Annotated in this window: 13 protein-coding genes; 2 read left to right on the top strand and 11 right to left on the bottom strand. The window is 46.8% G+C overall.

Features of this window, described 5'->3' with window-relative positions; genetic code table 11:
• Nucleotides 1-12 precede the first annotated feature (12 nt).
• Entirely contained in the window at nucleotides 13-2,217 is a 2,205-nt protein-coding gene (ftsH, locus tag CSX02_RS09300; RefSeq protein ID WP_099386474.1) for an ATP-dependent zinc metalloprotease FtsH, read from the bottom strand.
• Nucleotides 2,218-2,396: 179 nt separating this feature from the next.
• Here ftsH and CSX02_RS09295 point away from each other — a divergent pair, with 179 nt between their 5' ends.
• Nucleotides 2,397-4,001: a CTP synthase gene (locus CSX02_RS09295; protein WP_099386473.1), complete on the top strand. Its 1,605-nt coding sequence runs from the start codon at nucleotides 2,397-2,399 to the stop codon at nucleotides 3,999-4,001.
• Nucleotides 4,002-4,006: 5 nt separating this feature from the next.
• Here CSX02_RS09295 and CSX02_RS13600 read toward each other — a convergent pair whose 3' ends face one another.
• The 6 genes from CSX02_RS13600 to CSX02_RS09270 are packed head-to-tail and all read right to left on the bottom strand — an operon-like array spanning nucleotide 4,007 to nucleotide 8,331.
• Nucleotides 4,007-4,177 (bottom strand): DUF6472 family protein, encoded by a 171-nt coding sequence (locus CSX02_RS13600; protein ID WP_189281482.1) that lies wholly within the window; start codon nucleotides 4,175-4,177, stop codon nucleotides 4,007-4,009.
• 12 nt (nucleotides 4,178-4,189) lie between these two features.
• Nucleotides 4,190-4,366, bottom strand: a complete 177-nt coding sequence (locus CSX02_RS09290; RefSeq protein WP_099386472.1) for a DUF4250 domain-containing protein — start codon at nucleotides 4,364-4,366, stop codon at nucleotides 4,190-4,192.
• Between the two features lie 14 nt (nucleotides 4,367-4,380).
• On the bottom strand, nucleotides 4,381-5,361 hold the full coding sequence (locus tag CSX02_RS09285; RefSeq protein WP_099386471.1) for a helix-turn-helix transcriptional regulator: 981 nt from the start codon (nucleotides 5,359-5,361) through the stop codon (nucleotides 4,381-4,383).
• A gap of 12 nt (nucleotides 5,362-5,373) precedes the next feature.
• The gene (locus CSX02_RS09280; protein WP_031544846.1) at nucleotides 5,374-5,940 is read right to left on the bottom strand and encodes a glycerol-3-phosphate responsive antiterminator; all 567 of its coding nucleotides are present in this window, start codon (nucleotides 5,938-5,940) and stop codon (nucleotides 5,374-5,376) included.
• 5 nt (nucleotides 5,941-5,945) lie between these two features.
• A complete protein-coding gene (locus CSX02_RS09275; protein ID WP_099386470.1) occupies nucleotides 5,946-7,832 on the bottom strand; it encodes an HD-GYP domain-containing protein in 1,887 nt (628 codons plus the stop codon).
• Nucleotides 7,816-8,331 carry a shikimate kinase gene (locus CSX02_RS09270; protein ID WP_099386469.1) on the bottom strand — a complete coding sequence of 172 codons (516 nt, stop codon included), beginning with the start codon at nucleotides 8,329-8,331 and terminating at the stop codon, nucleotides 7,816-7,818. The genes CSX02_RS09275 and CSX02_RS09270 overlap by 17 nt, the downstream gene beginning before the upstream one ends.
• 458 nt (nucleotides 8,332-8,789) lie before the next feature.
• On the opposite strand from CSX02_RS09270, the gene CSX02_RS09265 reads away from it, so the two are divergent.
• The gene (locus tag CSX02_RS09265; protein ID WP_031544841.1) at nucleotides 8,790-9,389 is read left to right on the top strand and encodes a cytidylate kinase-like family protein; all 600 of its coding nucleotides are present in this window, start codon (nucleotides 8,790-8,792) and stop codon (nucleotides 9,387-9,389) included.
• Nucleotides 9,390-9,441: 52 nt separating this feature from the next.
• Here CSX02_RS09265 and CSX02_RS09260 read toward each other — a convergent pair whose 3' ends face one another.
• From CSX02_RS09260 to CSX02_RS09245, 4 genes are all read right to left on the bottom strand, one after another.
• Nucleotides 9,442-12,084, bottom strand: coding sequence for an EAL domain-containing protein (locus CSX02_RS09260; protein ID WP_099386468.1), 2,643 nt, complete (start codon nucleotides 12,082-12,084; stop codon nucleotides 9,442-9,444).
• Between the two features lie 104 nt (nucleotides 12,085-12,188).
• Complete coding sequence (locus CSX02_RS09255; protein ID WP_099386467.1) at nucleotides 12,189-12,560, bottom strand: DUF1667 domain-containing protein; 372 nt, start codon at nucleotides 12,558-12,560, stop codon at nucleotides 12,189-12,191.
• 20 nt (nucleotides 12,561-12,580) lie between these two features.
• Nucleotides 12,581-13,846: an NAD(P)/FAD-dependent oxidoreductase gene (locus tag CSX02_RS09250; protein WP_099386466.1), complete on the bottom strand. Its 1,266-nt coding sequence runs from the start codon at nucleotides 13,844-13,846 to the stop codon at nucleotides 12,581-12,583.
• 2 nt (nucleotides 13,847-13,848) lie between these two features.
• On the bottom strand, nucleotides 13,849-15,309 hold the full coding sequence (locus CSX02_RS09245) for an NAD(P)/FAD-dependent oxidoreductase (protein WP_099386465.1): 1,461 nt from the start codon (nucleotides 15,307-15,309) through the stop codon (nucleotides 13,849-13,851).
• Nucleotides 15,310-16,129: the final 820 nt, after the last annotated feature.

Below are 16,129 nucleotides of genomic sequence, written 5' to 3'. Positions count from 1 at the left end.
GTTCCTCAGAAATTATTCCTCGAACATGTCATCCCGCAAATCATCTTTTTTTACGAAACGACCGTTATGCCAAACCATCTCACTCTCATTATAATTGCCCGATTTCGTCGGTGCAACATCCTGAAAGACAGATGTATTCTCTTCCGGCTGTACCTCCGGCTCAAACATCTCAGGCTCCGGTGCAGTCTCTGCCTCCTTTGCGGCTTCGTCCTGCTTGGCATGCTCTTCTGCGAAGAAACTTTCGAGTTTCTTTGCGTTCTCATCCGGCTCTTCATCCGGCAGACCTTTCATCTCGCGGAACATCTTCATGAATTCCTTGCCGGTGATGGTCTCTTTCTGGAAAAGATATTCGGAAATCTTGTCGAGAATCTCACGATTCTCAATCAGCATCTGCATCGCATCATCATATGCTTTGTTGATGATGGAGAGAACTTCCTTGTCAATCAATGCTGCAGTATCTTCTCCGCAAATCAATCCTGCTTTTCCGTCGAGATACTGATTCTCAACGGTAGCCAACGCCATCATGCCGAAGGTATCACTCATACCATACATGGTCACCATGGCGCGCGCGATCTTGGTCGCACTCTCGATATCATTTGCCGCACCGCTGGTAGCAGATTCAAATACCAGCATCTCAGCCGCTCTTCCGGCCATATAGGTATTGATTTTTGCAATCAATTCCTCTTTTGTCTGAAGGAATTTTTCCTCCTCAGGGGTCTGAAGTGTATAGCCGAGCGCACCCATGGTACGCGGTACGATGGTAATCTTTTGTACCGGTTCGGAATTCTTTTGCAATGCGGATACAAGCGCATGTCCCACTTCGTGGTAGGCAACAATCTTGCGTTCCTTGTCGCTCATCACGCGGTCTTTCTTTTCTTTTCCGCCGACTGCCACAAGTTCAAAGGCTTCAAACAGATCCGACTGGTTGACAAATTTGCGTCTATGCTTTACTGCATTGATTGCAGCCTCATTGATGATATTGGCGAGATCGGATCCTACGAGTCCCGCGCTTGCAAGTGCAAGTGCATCGAGATCCACACTCTCATCCATATGCACATCTTTTGCATGTACTTTTAATGTTTCGAGACGGCCTTTCTGATCCGGCTTGTCTACGATGACACGACGATCGAATCGTCCCGGACGAAGCAGCGCCTTGTCGAGTACTTCCGGACGGTTGGTTGCCGCCAGAATCAAAATACCCTTGGAAGTATCAAATCCATCCATCTCCGCAAGCAGCTGATTCAGCGTCTGTTCACGCTCGTCATTGCCACCGCCGTAACGACTGTCACGACTCTTTCCGATGGCATCAATCTCATCGATAAAGATAATACACGGTGCCATTTTTTGTGCTTCCTTAAACAGGTCACGCACACGGGATGCACCGACACCGACAAACATTTCCACGAAGTCGGAACCTGCAAGTGAGAAGAACGGCACACCGGCTTCTCCTGCCACCGCCTTTGCCAGCAGCGTTTTACCGGTTCCCGGAGGTCCCACCAGAAGGGCTCCCTTCGGAAGCTTCGCACCAATCTGACGATATCTGCCCGGATTATTCAAAAAGTCAACCATCTCCTGCAAGGTTTCTTTTGCTTCATCCTGACCTGCAACATCCTTAAATGTCACACCGGTGGACTTCTCCACATATACTTTCGCATTGGATTTGCCGACACCCATGCTGCCGCCGCCCATCTTCTTCATCAGCAGGCTGATCAGGAACCAGAACAGGATGAAAGGAATCACCATGCTTAAAATGTTGACAATCCAGGTTGAGGTATTGTCCGGAACCGTCGCACGGATCTCGATTGGCTTATCATCACTGGTCTTTTCGGTTTTTAAGCGCTCCATGAGTGCAGTCTCATCAGATACAATACGGCCGGTATAATAAGTAATTTCATAGTTCGCACTGTCATCTTTCACCAGTGTATAATTGATCTGTGCACTGCTGAATTCAACCGTTGCAATATTGTGCTTGTCCAGTTCGGCAAGAAAATCACTGTAATCGGTTTCTTTCTTGTTGTATGACGAAAAACGACTTGTCACAAGCGATACAATAAATAATGCAATCAGAGCCATAAAGACAAAGCTCATTATGGTCTGGCCCTTCTTTTTATTATTATTGCCTCCGTTTGGACGATTGTTGTTATTTCTGTTATTTGGATCATTGAATTCATTCGGATTGAATTCGTTTGGATTAAATTCGTATTTGTTGTCTGACATGTAATTCTCCTTACTGTATATAAAGCATTTTCATTATATTGAAAAAACCGCGCAAAATCAACAAAACAGAAATAAACTTTTTGCTTTATTTATTAAGTTTTTCTTAAAAGAATCTTGATTTTCTTAAAAGCTGGTAGTAGTATTGGAAAGTATTTTTTCTAATAATCAGGAGGTAATGTATGGCTGTTAAATATGTATTTGTTACCGGTGGTGTCGTGTCCGGTCTGGGCAAGGGAATCACCGCCGCATCACTCGGCCGACTGCTCAAAGCACGCGGCTACAAAGTTACCATGCAAAAATTTGACCCGTATATCAATATGGACCCCGGCACAATGAATCCGATTCAGCACGGCGAGGTCTTTGTCACTGACGACGGTGCCGAGACCGATCTGGACCTCGGACACTATGAGCGCTTCATCGATGAAAGCCTCACCAAAAATTCCAATGTCACAACCGGCAAAGTTTACTGGTCGGTTCTTCAGAAAGAGCGCCACGGAGATTACGGCGGCGGCACAGTACAAGTCATTCCTCACATTACCAATGAAATAAAGAGTCGTTTTTACCGCAATGATGAAGACGAAGAAACCACCATTGCAATCATCGAAGTCGGCGGCACGGTCGGTGACATTGAAAGTCAGCCGTTTTTGGAGGCTATCCGACAGTTTCAGCATGACATCGGACATGAAAATGCCATCCTTTGTCATGTCACGCTCATCCCGTATATCAAGGCGTCCGGCGAATTAAAGACAAAGCCGACCCAGCAGTCTGTCAAGGAATTACAGGGAATGGGAATCTGGCCGGACATCATCGTATGCAGAAGCGAGCAGCCGCTTGATGATACCATCAAAGACAAAATTGCCCTGTTCTGTAATGTTCCGAGCTCTCATGTATTGCAAAATCTTGATGTGGAATATTTATATGAGGCACCGCTTGCCATGGAGGCAGAACATCTTGCATCCGTAGCCTGTGAATGTCTGAATCTTGATTGTCCGGAACCGGACTTAAGTGACTGGAAACAGATGGTGGACGACCTGCGTCATCCGACCAGAGAAGTAACCGTTGCCCTTGTCGGCAAATATATTGCGCTCCATGACGCTTATATCTCTGTCGTGGAAGCTTTAAAACATGGTGGCATTCCGCTTCATACCACCGTCAATATCAAATGGGTGGATTCCGAAACCGTCACCGAAGATACCGTCGATGAGCTCCTGTCCGATGTATCCGGCATTCTCGTTCCGGGTGGTTTCGGCACCAGAGGTGTGGAAGGAAAAATTCTCGCTGCCAAATACGCTCGCGAACATAAGGTTCCGTATCTTGGTCTGTGTCTCGGCATGCAGGTGGCATTCATCGAATTTGCCCGCCATGTCGTTGGATTTGAGGATGCAAACTCCATCGAGATTGATCCAAAGACAACACATCCGGTCATCGCATTGCTGCCGGATCAAAACGGTGTCACCGATTTGGGCGGAACCCTGCGTCTCGGTTCTTATCCATGCGTCCTCGCTGAAGGCTCACTGGCGCATCAGCTCTATCAGACGACAGAGATTGCGGAGCGCCATCGCCACCGCTATGAAGTCAACAACGACTTCCGCGCCGCCATGGAAGAACATGGCATGCGCCTTTGCGGAACCTCTCCGGATAATCACATTGTCGAAATGATTGAACTTCCGGAGCATCCGTTCTTTGTAGCCACACAGGCACATCCGGAGCTTAAGAGCCGGCCAAACAGACCGCACCCACTCTTCCGCGGATTTGTGAAAGCGGCAACCGAATGTAACCGATAAAAAATTTACATCTGATGACGGACGACAGCGTATTCATCGCCATTGCGATAATACGGGCACTCTTTATAATCACTTTGCATAAAGCGTGCCATGTCGTCCTCATCCATATTTACGGAGCAATAATAAGCTTCGTCCTCTTCATCATATTCATTATATGCACAATAATCACACAGCATATCTGATTCTCCTTAGCGAAACTGATTGATTTCCGGCTGATATTCATAGCCGACAGCCTTTAAACGTTCGCATAATTCTTCCTGTGAAAGATCATTGGCTTTCACAAATTCTTCGAGTGTTTCATAATGATCACGCAACTGCATATTCACCGCGCTCAAAAGCATAATTGGATCTTTTGGTAAATTCATAAGACTCTCCTTTTCTATTGCGAAGCCAGAATCGACGACAGGTAATTGCGGTATTCGGCCGCAATATCGTCCGGTCCGATAATGCGCACGCCCGCACCGAGACCGGCCAGCCATCCGAAGAACTGCGCGCTGACAGATACTTCCGCGCGAACGGCAATCGTTTGCTCATCCAGCAGTCTCATCGGGACATCATTCCCGAATCGGTCCACCACAACTCCCGCAAGCGACTTCGGCATCGCAAGGCGTACCGTTCGCGGCTGTCCCGCAAACATACCAAACATTCGTCTGCCATACGAAGCCACATCAATTTGTTCAAATGCCTCCCTGCCGGCGCGCGCATCCTTTCCGGTTTCAAGATGAAGCATTTTATCCACACGGTAATGTTTGATAATCTGTGCCTCGCGATCATAAGCCAGCAGATAATATTTCTGATCATCCCAGGTCAGAAGCCATGGGCTGACTTCATAATAGCTGCCGTCTTTTCGCAACACCTGCTTTCCGTTTTCATCCCACTCAAAATACAAAAACCGCACGGTCTTGTTTCCCGACATCGCCGCATAAATGGTATCCACACTATAATAAATCGATTCGTTGACTGCCTTGTTCCGGTCACTCACCACCACCTGTCTTTGCAGCTGGACGGCCTCATGATGCGGCACAAGCAGTTCTAATTTTTGAATCAGTTCACGCGATTTCTTTTCGGTGATAAATTTGGAGGACTGAACCAGATCCACCAGCAATTTCACCTCTGCCAATTCAAACTCTCTGCTGGCAAGATAATATCCTCCGGACCTTCCTGCCACTTTTTCAATATCCAGTCCAAACGCAGTCAGCAGATCCATATCGGAATAAATGCTCTTGCGCTCCGCCTTAATCCCTTTTGAATCCAGATATTCAATCAGACGCGGCGTTGTCACCGGGTGGTTCTCATCGGTATTCTCCCGCAGATATTTCTCGATATATAACAATTTGGCCTTTTGATTTTCCGATTTCATAAATCTGTCCTTTTATAAATCCCATACAGCCGGGTTGGTGCTTGAAATACATGCGACCCCCGCATCCAACAGTTCCATGATGTCTTCCTTTTCCGATACCAAACCTCCCGCAATCACAGGGATATTGGTCATCTTGCAAATCCTGGAAAGCACCTTTGGCATCAGCGCCGGAAGGATTTCAATCAGGTCCGGTCGCGCTGCGCTCAGCTGTCGCTCTATATTGGAAAATGCCATCGAATCAATCACAAAGAAGCGCAATACCGTATATAACGAAAGTTCCTTCGCGCGTTTGATCAGCGCAGGCTTTGTCGTAATGATTCCATCGGCCTGTGTATATTTGCGGATGAAATCAACGGCCACTTCCTTGGGACTTAATCCGGCAATCAAATCCAGATGTACCATCGCCAGCTTACCATAGCTTTTTACCGTTTTGACAATATCTGCGATATTGCAGATATCTCCATACAGGATAAAGACAATCTCACTGTCATTGTCTTTGCACTGCTGCAATCCGTTTTCATCTTTGATTGCACAAATAATCGGACAGTTCTCTATCATTTCCCGAAATTGCGATTTCATAACAATCATTTTCCTTTCATCTGCATCAGCATCAAATATGTTTCCTGATATAGATTCTGACGCCCCTGATATAGCAGAAAATCCAGTTCCTGCTTCACTTTTTCATTTTGAAGCAGTTCCACCACATACGGTGCAAATTCCGTTCCGCTGCCGGCCTTCGCCTCCGCGATAAACTGGTCCAGCGTCTTGGCAGCCTTGTAGCTTCTGCCGACCACATCCGTCGCTGCATCCATACAGTCCGCCATATGCACAATATTGATTGCGGTATTTCTGACGCCACCAAGTCCCTGCGGACAATCCGGATATCCTCTGCTGCCATCATACCACACATGATGATAGCGGATCACATCCATATAATCGCGCAACGAATCATATTTACGCGCCACACCGGCGCCTACCGAAGGATGCTTTTTGATGATTTCAAACTCCTCATCAAAGAGCGGACGACCATACATACAGATGGTGTCTATGATAAACAATTTTCCGATATCATGGCATAATCCCGCATGATAAGCATACATCTGAAAACCGAAACGATTGTCTTTCCAGCGCTCCTCCAGCAGCTCCGGATGCAGCTGTGCCAGATGTCTCGAAAGACAGCTGGAAATCTGCGCCACCATACGGCTGTGAATATAACTTGGCGGATGAAGCGTGATAAATGCATTCAGGCACAAATCCTCCATCGAGAGAATCCCCGGCATTTCCATATAATTCATCAACAGGTTGATGAAAATAATCATACAGCGGAAATATTGTGAACTCAGTTTTGGAATGCGATAGAGATATTCGAGCATTCCTTTTGCCATCGCCTCATATTTTTTTGCCAGATCTTCATCAAACGGAACGGGATGATTTTTGACAAGGCTGATAAAGGATGCCGGCAAATCCAGATTTTTGAGAATTCCCGTATCGGAATAATCATACTGATTGCGCCTCGAATAGCTGCGATAGCACCTTTTGCCAGCCTCAAGGATATTTTCTTTTCCAGAAACAACCAGTGCCCACATTTCAAAATCTCGGGTTTTGTAATCCAGCCAATCCCCCAGTTTGAATCTCGAGTGGCTTCGTCTTACGATTCCTTTTAGCTTTTTGATATATCGATAGACTTTGTGCGCCGTCTCCTGCGAAATATCCGCATATATCATATAACATGCATACAAATGAACATACATCTTATAACTCTGCCAGTCATAATCCGGCATCAGTTTACGATAAAACGAATCCCGACACACAGATAGCGCTCGCTCAACAATCGCGAACTGCTCATTGCAATACTCATCCGACAGCGGATATTCATTGTTGTTATATAACTGGGGAGCGAATTTGACACACTCGATCAAAATCCGTCTTGCTTCCACTGACAACTGTGCAAATCGTTCTTTTGCAAGATAATCATCAACGATTTTTGCATCTTTGATGATCTGTTCCCGCACCCGCTCCGATTCATAGTCATGATAGCGCGAAAAAGACGCAATCCGATAATACGCGCGGCGCATCTGCACAAACAATCTGGACAACAATGAACTGTCATCCTGACCGCTATGCATTTCAATATCGGAGAGCATTAATTTGTCCATCAGCCAGTCCGACAGATGCACATCCACTTCCACTGCATCAATCTCATTCACCAGCATCTCATTGAAGCGCTCCAGTTCTTCCCTTGGCAGGCGCATCGGCATAATATAATCTTCAATCAGCGCATAATTCTGCTCTGCGAGAACACCAATCTGGCGGAAGTGATCAATCAGCACCTTACTATATTCATCTGCAGTTTTGATTTCCGTAATATCGGGTGTTGCAAGCGCACGGATGCGCTTCATTCGCTCCACATATTGTTCGAAATCTTTTTCGATATTGATTTTATTCGTCTGCTCGTCATTCATGATAGTCATCAATCGCCTTTATCATTTGCTCCACCGTCTGCTCTATCGTCAGCCCGGTTTCATCCACAATCACATCCGCATATTGTTCATACAAAAGGATTCTCTCCTCATAAAGATCATGCAAAGTCTGACCTTCCCGCAACACAACACCTCGTCCCCTGATATCGGACAGTCGTGTTGTAATCACCTGATAATCGACTTTCAAATAAATGACAATTCCAATTTCACGCAAATGCTGCATGGCTTCTTTTCCGTATACCACACTCCCGCCGGTTGCAATCACACAATTGTGCGCCTCCAGTCCGGCATTCACCTGGTTCTCAATTTCGATAAATCCATCCACACCATCCTGCGCAATAATATCCTTAAGCAGGCGTTTCTGCTGCTCCTGTATGACCAGATCCGAGTCCACAAACTGTTTCCCGGTAATTTTTGCCAGAATGACACCTGCAGTGCTCTTTCCGACTCCCGGCAAACCAATCAATACGACATTATCTTTTTTTCTCATTCACCCATTATCTCCATAAACTTTCTAGAAACCAATATAGTATATCACACTTGTCCTAATCCCGCCAAATACTATCTTTGTGCCCATTTCCGGCAGTTTCCATTCACAGTCTGCCTTATGATAACCATCCTCAGTCCATGCCCCGGTAACCCCTTCCCTTTGCAAAAATATTTTGGTTTTCTTATATGCAAAAGCTCGCATCCCCTGAATGCCTGTACAATTTTGAAAAAAGTTTATCGTTGGCGGACACACAAAGCGATCGTATATGTACTTCTCATCTAAAGGATACCCGGGTGAATTGGAGTGCGCTATGCAAACGGAGTCTGAACCCGGGTATCCCTTAGATTGAGGAGTACATAATATCAATAAATGAAGTGTCCGCCACTTCATAAACCTTTTTTTGGCGGAAGCATTATGGTAGAATGAATGTAGAAACAGTTTAGGGGAGGGAAACGATAATGGAACAGGTGATTATTACAATTAGTCGCGAATACGGAAGCGGTGGTCATGACATCGGCGAAGCACTTGCAAAAAAATTGGGATTGCCATTTTATGATCATAATATTCTGGATCAGATTGCGGAGAAGAAAGGGCTGGATGTATCAACATTGAATAAGTATGATGAGACTCCACGACGCAGACTGATGAGCCGCACCGTCCGCGGATACAGCAATTCTCCGGAAGAAGCTGTGGCAACCCTGCAATTTAATTTTTTGCGCGATCTGGCTCAAAAAGGAGAATCATTTGTGGTAGTCGGCCGCTGTGCCGAAACCGTGCTTGCGGAAATCGATAATTTGATTCCGATTTTCATCTATGGGGATCAGGATGTCAAACTTGCGCGCATCATCAAATTGCGTGGCATGAGCGAACACGAGGCTCTGGCAGCCATGAAACGCCATGACAGTCATCGCCGTAATTATCATAATCATTTTTGCGAATGTCAGTGGGGCGATCCGCAGACCTATGATCTGTGCGTGAACAGTTCCGCACTTGGTGTGGAAGCAACGATTGATTTTCTGTATGACTATGTCAGACGTCGCACACATAATATGCAATAATTCTTAATTCAATCAAAAAAGCGTAGCAGTCAGACTGCTACGCTTTTTTTGATTATTTGATTTCATTGACCATAACGACAAAGACATTGCCATAATCTTCGGAATGAATGAATCGTCCGTGGTCACGCACTTTCTTTACTGTGCCGTCTTTTGTGATGATGCGGTATTCGACATAATCCACATCATTTTCTTCGTTAATCTGTTCAGAGATATTACCCTCAACCATTGCGAGATCATCCGGATGTACCATGCCGCGGAACGATCCGTTGACATATGCATGAAAATCTTCCGGTCCGGAACAGCCAAACAGGCGAACCAGCTCGTCATTGTATAATACCAGCCTTTCATCGCCTTCTGCCTGATATACGAAAAATCCGCAAGGCAAAGCATTTGCAATATCATCAAACAAGGAAGGTAATGAGGCATCCATTGATTCATTGATTTTGCCACGGCGCTGTCCACGACGTCTGTCATTGAATTTCTGCTCGTAATATTTGCGCTTTTCTTTGTACATCTGCTTGTCGACAGCAACCATATGCTGTTCGAGATTACGTGCCTCCATCAGCCAGATAAATCCAACTGCCGCAGACTCTTCCTCGGTCCAGCGCGAATTCACACGGCGTATCTTTTCATAGAATTCCCGCTCCGTTGATTCACGGGATAAAATAATAAATTCATCGCCTCCGACGCGGAAAATATCCGCCGTCAAAAAGATGGAACGCAAAATGCCCGCAATATGTACAATCAAACGGTCGCCCGCTTCATGACCGAAGTTGTCATTGACGCTCTTCAATCCATTGATATCCACGAATGCGATTCCGATCGGCATACTGTTCAGCTGCGGCGAATTCTCGATACTCTGGATGGAATTATAAAATGCTTTCCGGTTTTGGAATCCGGTCAGTGAGTCAATAAAGTTCGCTTCTTCAAGTGATTCGATAATCGAAAGAAGACTGTTGATGCGCATATTCTCACGCGACTTTTCCAGTTCCGTCGTCGGAACCGAAATTTCCATCCGGTTCAATGCATCACCAACCTGCTCCAACAGGTTCATCTTCTCCGTAACATATTTCTCATATTTGTCGCAGGACAATGGTTTTGAAAAATAATATCCCTGGATAAAATCACATCCGAGGTTGCGCAGGATATGGAATTGTGCTTCCGTCTCCGCGCCTTCTGCGACTGTCTTAAAGCCCATCTTGTGTGCAAGCTTGATAATATTTTCGATGACTACCTTGTTGATCTCGATGGAGCGCACAAAGCTGATATCCAGCTTGATGACATCAAGCGGGAATGTTGCCAGCATACCCAAAGAGGAATATCCGGCACCAAAATCATCCATCTCAATCAGGAAATCATTTTTTTGTAATTTGTGAATCTGCTCGATAATGACACCGGTATTCTCCGCATAGAGTGATTCGGTCACCTCCATGTGAATCAGAGAATGATTGATGCCATAATTGTCAATCATCTCAATCTGCCGATCAATCCAACCCTCTTCCAGATAATCTCGTCTGGATACATTGACGGAAATCGGCACGACAGGGATTCCCTTTTCCTGCCATCTTTGGATATCTTCGCATACCCGTTTCAGCACGAAACTGTCCAGCTCGGTGATGAATCCGTTTCGCTCAAACAGCGGTACAAACTTGTTTGGCTGCATGAATCCGAATTCCGGATGATTCCATCGGATCAATGCTTCTGCGCCGGCAATTTCCCCGCTGATACTCTCATGCTTCGGCTGGTAATAAACCATGAACTGCTCTTCCGCGAGTGCTTTCTCCATCGAATCCTGAATGCGCTGCTCGTTGATCATCTGCTCACGCATTTTTTCTTCGTAGAATGCAACATTCTTGTGATAAACACCCTTTACCTCTCGAATCGCAAGAAAGGCACGGTCGCAACAACGGGCCATCTCGATATTACGATCGATTGGTGCATAGACACCGATCTTTGCCACCTGATGCGGAATCGGTGCATGCTGAAATACCACGCGCGAAATCTGCTCGATTCGATCAATGGTATTCTTTTCGTCATTGTCAAATAAAACAACAAACTGATCTCCGCTAAAGCGGCCGGAGATACCGGTCTTGATGACACGGCGTACTTTCGCACCGATATATGCCAAAAATTCGTCACACATCCGCTCTCCGTATTGGCTGTTTGTCGCCTTAAAATTCTCGATATTAAATCCAAGGATTGCAAAATCCGTATCCGGGTTCTGCTCCACCATCTCCGTTGCATAACGCAAAAACGCCTGCTTGGTAAACAAGCCTGTCAGCTCATCCTTTTCCATCTCCTGCAATGCATTGGAAGCTTCTTCCAGGCGGATTATATTATGAATACGCACAAGGGCCTCTGCCGGATTGTACGGTTTGCTCAAAAAATCATTTGCGCCGAGTTCGAGACATTTCAGCTCTTCCTCTTCGCTAAAGTTTCCGGTAATCACGATTACCGGAATCAGGCTGTATGCGTCATTTTGCTTGATTATATGCAAAAATTCGTATCCATCCATCACCGGCATCAGAATATCCAATAAAATAACAGACACCGTCGGATGCTTTCTGAGCATGGTCAAACCTTCTTCTCCATCCTCAGCCTGATAAACGATATATTCTTCCTTTAGCTTGTTCGCAAGGATCGTTCGGCTTATTTTGTCATCCTCGATGACCAAGATGCTACGCTTTTGCTCCATTCCAGTCTCCAGTTTCCTGCCTAAACAGCATAGATTATCATAATTAAATTTACCATAACTGCACGCATTTGAAAAGAGATTGTGAAGCAAAAGATTACTTTAATTTAAGCGCTTTGAACTTCCTTCGTCGCAACAATATCAACACCTGTATCGCAAACATTTTTTACAAGTACATCCCCGATTCGAACCGGTGCTGTCACGGTCTGTCCACGCAACACTTCAATCACTGAAAAAATCAGATTTTTCGGGATGTCGGAAGCCGTCTTGCAGGAGACAGTTTCCACTTCCCCGCCGACGACTTTCACGGAGGAAGTAACAATACGCGTCGGATTGGTCACTTCCTTTCTCGCATATGCATCTCCGCGCGGACAGGTATTTCCCTCCACACTCAAAATTTCCGCATCCTGTTTTTCTACTTTCAAACTGCATCCGAGCGGACATCCGATACAGGTTAATTCGATGATCTCTTTTGCCATAATATTGCCTCCACCCATGACTATGAATTAGGTTCAATCACGATTTTTACTCGCGATACGTCATTCTGTAACTGCTTTTTTTGCAGAATAATCTGCTCCATTTCACCCGGCGCCATCACCGGACGTTTTCTTCTGGCGATTTCCCTGTCATCAAAATAGGTCACAATCGAACAGTTCTGATACACATTTCCCACACGAAAACGCACGGTCAGGTTCTCATCCATGCAATCCGGTCTGATAAATCCCGGCACGGTATAGCGCACGCCGCCTTCTCCTTCAATCTGTATCGTCTTTCCTGAGCTCTTTTCCATCGCATCTGCCTTGATATATTCTGCAGCATGACGACCTGCGACGGCCGCTTCCTGCGATACATAATCCACCAGATCATGCACATGCAGGACATTTCCGCAGGCAAAAATGCCTTCCACACTGGTCTCGAGCGATTCATTGACCACCGGACCCGAAGTCACCGGAGACAATTCCACACCTGCTGTCCGTGACAGTTCATTTTCCGGGAGCAAACCACAGGATAACAGCAGGGTATCACAGGTATATCGTTCTTCTGTGCCCGGAATCGGTTTTCTGTCTGCTCCTACCTGCGCAATGGTCACCGCTTCGACGCGCTCCTTCCCCTCGATATCCACTACCGTATGCGAAAGCTTGAGCGGAATATCAAAGTCATTTAAGCATTGCACAATATTTCTCTTCAATCCTCCGGAATATGGCATCAACTCCGCTACCACTTTCACCTTTGCGCCTTCAAGTGTCATGCGTCTTGCCATAATCAGTCCAATGTCTCCCGAACCGAGAATCACAACTTCTTTTCCCGGCATAAAGCCTTCCATATTGACCAGTCGCTGTGCCGTACCGGCCGAATAAATGCCTGCCGGACGATAGCCCGGAATATTGAGTGCACCGCGGCTGCGCTCTCTGCATCCCATCGCCAGGACAACAGCCTTTGCCTGCACCTCAAACATTCCGTCATGTGCATTCATCGCTGTTACAACTTTCTGCTCACTGATATCCATTACCATGGTATTTAATTTGAATGCGATTCCGCGCTCATACACCTGCTGTGCAAATCGTGCGGCATATTCCGGGCCTGTCAGCTCTTCTTTGAATGTATGCAACCCAAATCCATTATGAATACACTGATTCAGGATGCCTCCGAGTTCTTTATCGCGCTCAATGATCAAAATATCAGAAACGCCTTCATCATATGCTGCAATTGCAGCCGCCATTCCGGCCGGACCCCCGCCGATAATTACCAGATCATATTGTTTCATGCCTAAATCTCCTTATTCTTTCCCACAATAAAATTGCTTGCTCCGCTGTTTTTACGCACCTGTTCCATCGGGATTCCACATTCCCTGTTGAGAATGTCAATCACACGAGGAGAGCAAAAACCGGACTGACAACGGCCCATTCCCGCTCTGGTGCGCCGTTTCACTGCATCAAGACTTCGGGCGCCAATCGGTCGATGAATCGCATCGAGGATTTCCCCCTCCGAAATCATTTCACAACGACAGATGATATTGCCATAGGCCGGATTCTGCCGGATCAGTTCATTTCGCTGTTCCATACTCAGCTCTGCCAGATGCTGCACGCCTTTTCTCGTATCCTTGAATCCTTCTTTTTTCTGCAATCCAAGCTTGGCTGCCACTTCCGCCGCAATCTCTTCTCCGATTGCCGGTGCTGAGGAAAGTCCCGGGGATTCGATTCCGGCTGCATTATAAAAGTTTGGTGCATCCGCTGCCTCTCCGAGTACAAAGTCATCACCGTCTTCGTGCGCGCGCAATCCCGCAAAACTTGTAATCACTTGGCGAAGCGGTAAATTTTTCACCGAAACTGCCGCAGAATCAGGTAGATAATCCAGCCCCTCCGGTGTTGTATTCACGCCTTCCTTGTCATCGATATCCTTTGCAGTCGGGCCCACAAGCAGATTGCCATGGACCGTCTGAGTCACCAGTACGCCTTTTCCCATCTTGCCCGGCAACTGAAAAATGGTATGCTGCACATGATTCCCTGCGACTTTATCCAGCAACAGATATTCGCCTTTTCTGGCGGTGATATGGATTTTGTTTTCGCTCACCCGGTTGTTCCAGACATCTGCATAAACGCCGGCGGCATTGACCACCGCCTTCGTATGCAGCTCCTCCGTCGTCACCGTCTGATCTGCTGCGCGCTTCTCCACGCGAACACAATATCCACCCTCTTCTTTTTCGATTTCTTTTACCGTCGTCTCCAGACGAAACTCCATACCGTTCTCATATGCATTTTCCGCAAATGCAATCGTCATCTCAAACGGACAGACAATCGCGCCTGTCGGCGCATACAATGCTTCCACGACAGTATCCGCCAGATTCGGCTCCATCGCTCTCAATTCTTCGCCTGCCACAATACGAATTCCCGGCACACCGTTTTGTCTGCCTTTCTCCAGCAATTGTCTCAGTCCTTCTTCCGGTTGTTCTGCCGTGCGAACGACCAGCGAGCCGTTCCTGCGAAATGAAATATCGAGCTTTTCTGCCAGTTCATCCATCATCGCATTTCCTCTGACATTCAGCCTTGCTTTATTGCTTCCCGGAGCTGCATCAAATCCGGCATGAATAATTGCGCTGTTCGCTTTCGAAGTACCCGAGCATACATCATCCCCGGCCTCAATTACGCAGCCCTTTCCCTCAAATTTTGACAATTCGCGGGCAATCGCACATCCTGTTACGCCGCCGCCAATCACAATCACATCATACATACAATATCCCCTTTCCTGTCTCCTTATCCTCCGAGACATAAAAAAAACGAGAGCAAATGAAATAGGCGAATCTCTTCGCCTCTACCATTTACTCTCGTCTCATTGGTGCTCTTATTTTTTCTATATTTTACCACATTCTGCACGCGTGTGCAAGATGCCGCAATTAATGTTCCCTTTCGCCGTCCCCGTCCCCCCATTTACCGCCTGCCCACCGCACACAGGCCCTTCCCGGGGCGCCCCCATCCCCCCTCAGCTCTCACGATAAGTGCGAGAACTTAGATTCTTCGAAAGTCGTGCATTGCTTCATCAGGCTGTCCTTTCACCGATTTTGCACTTCGACAAACTGTCTTTTCATCGCAAACACCTTGTAGACTATCGTATCGCTTTCCTGTCCATATAGACCGGTGGAGGAACACTGTCCGCTTGCTAAGTAAAACCACGAAGCCGCTTTTGAGTACTCGATATCGCCTCAGAGCGTCCATCCGGGACGCCATCGGCTCTCGCCGCCGTCCGTGGCGGCTCGTATCGAGCACTTCGCAAAAGCGGCTTCTGTTTTACTAAGCGCACTCCCAACGATGTTCCTCCACCGGTCTATATGGCCCAGGAAAGTGATAAAGACTAACGAGTGTTTGCGTAGAAAAGACTGTGCAGGAGAAGTGCAAATAGTTGAAAGAACAGCCTTAATCCTTGAAGCAATGCACAACTTTCTGAACGAATCAAGTTTGAGCACTGTGTGAGAGCTGAGGGGGGATGGGGGCGCCCCGGGCAGGGCTTGTGTGCGGAGCCCTAGATGGTGATGGGCACGGGGACAGTGAAGGGG

Source organism: Agathobacter ruminis, from assembly GCF_002735305.1.
Taxonomy (GTDB): domain Bacteria; phylum Bacillota; class Clostridia; order Lachnospirales; family Lachnospiraceae; genus Roseburia; species Roseburia ruminis.
This window is presented reverse-complemented; position numbering and strand designations above follow the sequence as displayed.